The organism is Robiginitalea sp. (assembly GCF_049588695.1).
GTDB lineage: Bacteria > Bacteroidota > Bacteroidia > Flavobacteriales > Flavobacteriaceae > Robiginitalea.
This window is the reverse complement of sequence record NZ_JBAVZJ010000333.1, coordinates 1-4,509: the sequence shown is the minus strand read 5'-3', so window position 1 is coordinate 4,509 and position 4,509 is coordinate 1. Positions and strand designations below refer to the sequence as shown.

Below are 4,509 nucleotides of genomic sequence, written 5' to 3'. Positions count from 1 at the left end.
GTATATAAAATGTTGTCTCCCGAAACGGAGTAAACTAGGTAACTATGCGGGTTTACCGACCCCCTGCCCTGTTTATTCTGTTGTATTAAATTTTGATTTATTATGCCAACACAAACCGCCATGATCTACGCTACCGTGGATGGACACACGAAGAAGATCTGCCAAAAGCTTCAGGAAATACTCAAAGCGCACGAGCAGCCCGCAGACCTCATTGCCATCGAGGACTTTAAAGGCGACCTATCCGAATACGACAGGGTTATTATTGGGGCGAGTATTCGCTACGGGGTACACGACAAAAAGATAATCGAGTTAATCAATACAAAACAAGCTGAGCTGGAATCCAAAAGGACGGCCTTTTTTTCGGTCAATTTAGTAGCCCGGAAACCTGAGAAAAGCAGTCCGGAAACCAACCCTTATGTGGTTAAGTTTTTTAAGACGATTACCTGGAAACCCGATTTGGTGGAAACCTTTGCCGGGATGCTGGAATATCCGAAGTACTCTTTTTTTGACCGTACCATGATCCGACTAATCATGTGGATGACCAAAGGACCTACCGATCCCAAAACCGTGAAAGAGTATACGAATTGGGATAAAGTAGCTTCCTTTGGCGAGCGCCTGGTGGAATTGTAAAATTACGGTCATCATCCATATAACGGGTTTTATCCCCGGGCTATTGGGTACCTTGAGGAATTAAATTTGAATGGATGTTTTCCAGACCCTTCAGCGCGTCTTTTCCTGAAACAATAATTCACACCTGCGCTTTTAAAAAGTCGAAAAAGCGCTACTTTCAAAGACATAAAACCAACCCTATGAAACCCGGCTTCCTTTTCTGCATTCCCCTGATCGCCCTGCTTATTGGGTGCAATACTACTCCCGAATCTAAAATTCCGACTACTGCCCTGAAGGGGGCCACCCTATTTGACGGCAATGGCAATCAGACCGGCAATGGCGTCATCCTCATTCAGGAGGGTCGGATTACCGCTATTGGGGGCGCTGAAACAGAAATTCCGGAAGGAGCTGAGATAGTTGATGTTTCAGGTAAATACATCACCCCTGGGCTGGTGGATGCCCATGTCCATTTTGGGCAAACCGGTTTTTATGACGGCCGGCCGGATGCGCTAGACCTCAGGGATACCCTCCCGTATGAAGCTGTGCAGAAGCAATTAGCCGCAAATCCGGATCGGTATTATGAGGCTTATTTGCGATCGGGTGTCACTGCGGTCTACGATGTAGGTGGTTACGAGTGGAGCCTGGGCCTCCCGGATTCAGCTGAGGAAAATTTGGATGCCCCCCATGTGGCAGCTGCGGGACCCCTCCTGACCCCGGTTCCCCAGGAAAACCTCGCCATCATTAATACCGTTGAAGGCAACCAACTCATCCAGCTGACCAGTCCTGAACTGGGAAGGGAAAGGGTTCAAAAGCAAACAGCACTCGGGGCTACGGGGATCAAAATCTGGATGATTGCCCTGCAGGACTCGGTCTTTATGAAAAGTCTGCGAGCAGTTAAAGAAGAGGTAGGCCGTCAAAACAACAAGCTTATTGTGCATGCCACTGACCTGGACCAGGCCAAAGAAGCCCTGCGCCTGGGGGCAAAAGTACTGGTTCACAGTGTGGATGACCTACCCCTGGATGATGAATTTATCGATCTTGCCCGAAAGGCCGGGGTCATCTACTGCCCTACCCTGGTGGTCGTCCGGGGTTACAACAATGCAGCAAAAGCCCTTACGAATAATTTCAGTGTCAAGGATCCCAACAATGTCGTGGATGCAGAAACGAAAAACAGGATCAATTCCGGGCACTTGTTCTTTAAGTATTACCCCAACCCCGAGCAATACGAGGAGAATATCTCGGCCAATTCAGAATACATAGACGGGCTGGAGGCTATGATGGCGGCCAACTTAAAGCGTGTTTACGAAGCCGGTATTCCCATTGCCCTCTCCACCGATGCTGGGAATCCGGGCACCCTGCACGGAATCTCCATCTATGACGAGCTGGAGGCCATGCAGCAAGCCGGTATTTCACCTGCGGACATTATCCCTATGGCTACACGAAATGGGGCTATTGCAATGGAAAGAGCAGAAGATTTCGGGACCCTGGAAGTAGGAAAAATGGCCGACCTGATCGTACTTGACAAAGATCCCTCCGCAGACGTCTCTAATTTCAGGTCGATTACCCACGTGATGCGGGCCGGGCTATTAAGGCCGGTGGATGTACCTTTTAACGATTAGGTGGTGGGCAGACTACGCGTCAACCAACCACTTTTATTCGCCGTAGCGATCGCGTAGGGGGTAATCCAGAACAATCCAAAAGTATATAAAATGCTGTAGGAATAGGCCCAGAACGATTCCGAAAGGGTATACCTGCGGGCGTAAAAAATCACCGGGAAGGTAGATAAAACCAGAATGCTGAACAGCGTCGAGCTCAGGAATAACAAGGGATGCGTGGCTACGAAATAAAGCATGAGAATCATCAGCGGGTAGCACAATACAATTTTCAGAAACTGGCTGATAAATAACAAACGTGCCCCGGCTTTGGAATCTTCCCGAAAGTCCGTAAAGACGTATTTAGCCATCTGGATGTTCTCACGTACATTACTCCTGCCCCATCGGGTAAACATCTTATGGAGTCCGCGAAATCCGTCCGGCACGTTGGTATAGGCATAGGCATTACGTTGAAACAACACGTGGTAGCCCTGCTTGAGAATCATATTGGTCATAGCCCGATCTTCCCCGATATCTGAAGGTTTCCCCATAAAGGTCTGGTTGATCCAGGCATCCAGGCAATTAAAAACCGCTTCCCTTTTGTAGGCGGCCAGGGCCCCAGGGGTACACAGTACCGAGTTCAAAGTACTCTCCGCAGACCGTACGAATTCAAAGCTCAGGACAAAACTTACATCCAGCATTTTTGGCAAGAGTGCCTTTTTGAGGTTGAGCACCCGGATATTCCCTGCAACAGCTCCACACTGTGGATTCGTTATAAATGGGCTCACCAGGTTTCGGAGGGTATTCTGATCTACTTCCGAATCGCTGTCCACAGTCACAAAAACATCCCCTGTCCCCAGGTTGAACCCGCGATAGAGCGCATGCCTTTTCCCCATATTTTTGGGTTGCTGATAAATAGCCACCTGGTCCCCGAGTTCTTCCTTCGCCTTCTGCATCCAGATCCAGGTGTCGTCCTTGCTCCCGTCATCAATACTGATCATCTGGATTTTTTCGCGGGGATAATCGCTGGCCGCCAGACTCTTTAAAGTGGCATAGACTTGCTTGCCTTCGTTATAGGCCGGAACGATAATGGTCACTGTAGGTAATTCCTCGTCGGAAACCGAGGCAATGGGCTTGTAGGTAAAATAACGATATAGGATGAAAAGGAAATAGAAAGCTTTAAAGAGGAAAAGCGCTCCGGTAAACATCATAAAGGCATATCCAAAGGTCGTACTCAGACGGCCAATATTGTACTGTTCAAAATCTGACTGCAGCACAAATACCAGGTTGACGGCACCAATAAGCAGCACCAGGGTACTGCCCTGTACAAAAATCCGCCAGGCATCAGCGGTATCAAAAAAAGTTCGCACCCGTTCCCCGGGCGAAGTGATTTTAGAAAGATTGGCCCCACCCTTTAGGGAGTTCAAAGCGTTTTTAATCTTCATAATAGCGGTTCTCGTGTGTAAGTGTATTCTCGTACGTATTGTTTTACGATCAAAAAGAGTTTTCAGATGTCGGATTTTTCAGAATTATCATAATCTTCACATCTACCCCTTTTTCTTTTCATATTCCACTATTTGACAGGCTCATTTTGCGAAGTTGGCACGCTGTTTTTTGAATGAGTGATTTCGTGGGAAGGAGGGGTTAAAGGTTGAAGTAAACAGTTTGCAGTGGCAGTTTGCAGTGAGAGACCGCAAGAAAATTAAATCCACGGTTACATCTATGGAAATACTGCATACTGCTACTGGCTACTGTTACTGGCGACTGGCGACTGGCTACTGGCTACTGGCTACTGAAAGTGGTTCAAGGTTTAAAGAACAAGTATTCAGTGGGCAGTGGCAGTAGGCACGATGATGAAACTCCATATATTTAACCTATGTGAAAACTGCGTACTGGCTACTGGCTACAAAGACTTAGGAAAAAGCATCTGCCAAAATATTTTTTCTGCCGCAAAACAACTTTTCGCCTTTTTGAGTAACTTAAGCGGGAACACAATACGCTATGCCTCAATTCACTTTAGATATCAACGATACAAAACAAGAAGTTGACGTTGCTGCGGGCACCTCCCTCTTATGGGTCCTTCGGGAACACCTCGGCCTCACCGGAACCAAATACGGATGCGGGATCGCGATTTGCGGGGCCTGCGTCATCCACGTGGATGGCAGTCCTATGCGGGCCTGCGTCTTAAACGTAGAAGCAGTCAGTGAAGGGCAGCGCCTAAAAACCATCGAAGGTTTGTCAGAAGCAGGCGACCACCCCCTCCAGGAAGCATGGATTGAAGCCCAGGCACCCCAGTGCGGGTATTGCC

At 48.2% G+C, this 4,509-nt stretch carries 4 protein-coding genes; 3 read left to right on the top strand and 1 reads right to left on the bottom strand.

Translation table 11 applies throughout. The features are described 5' to 3' along the window. Window positions 1–102: 102 nt before the first annotated feature. Together hemG and WBV75_RS08140 are read left to right on the top strand one after the other, a co-directional pair. The gene (gene hemG, locus WBV75_RS08145) at window positions 103–630 is read left to right on the top strand and encodes a menaquinone-dependent protoporphyrinogen IX dehydrogenase (protein ID WP_424120136.1); all 528 of its coding nucleotides are present in this window, start codon (window positions 103–105) and stop codon (window positions 628–630) included. A 179-nt stretch (window positions 631–809) separates the two neighbouring features. After that, the gene (locus WBV75_RS08140; RefSeq protein WP_424120135.1) at window positions 810–2,228 is read left to right on the top strand and encodes an amidohydrolase family protein; all 1,419 of its coding nucleotides are present in this window, start codon (window positions 810–812) and stop codon (window positions 2,226–2,228) included. On the opposite strand, the gene WBV75_RS08135 is transcribed toward WBV75_RS08140, so the two are convergent. Beyond that, a complete protein-coding gene (locus tag WBV75_RS08135) occupies window positions 2,225–3,640 on the bottom strand; it encodes a glycosyltransferase (RefSeq protein WP_424120137.1) in 1,416 nt (471 codons plus the stop codon). The genes WBV75_RS08140 and WBV75_RS08135 overlap by 4 nt on opposite strands. Before the next feature lie 562 nt (window positions 3,641–4,202). Between WBV75_RS08135 and WBV75_RS08130 the strand changes: the two genes are divergently transcribed. After that, the coding region (locus WBV75_RS08130; protein ID WP_424120134.1) for a (2Fe-2S)-binding protein at window positions 4,203–4,509 on the top strand (307 nt) is incomplete at its 3' end.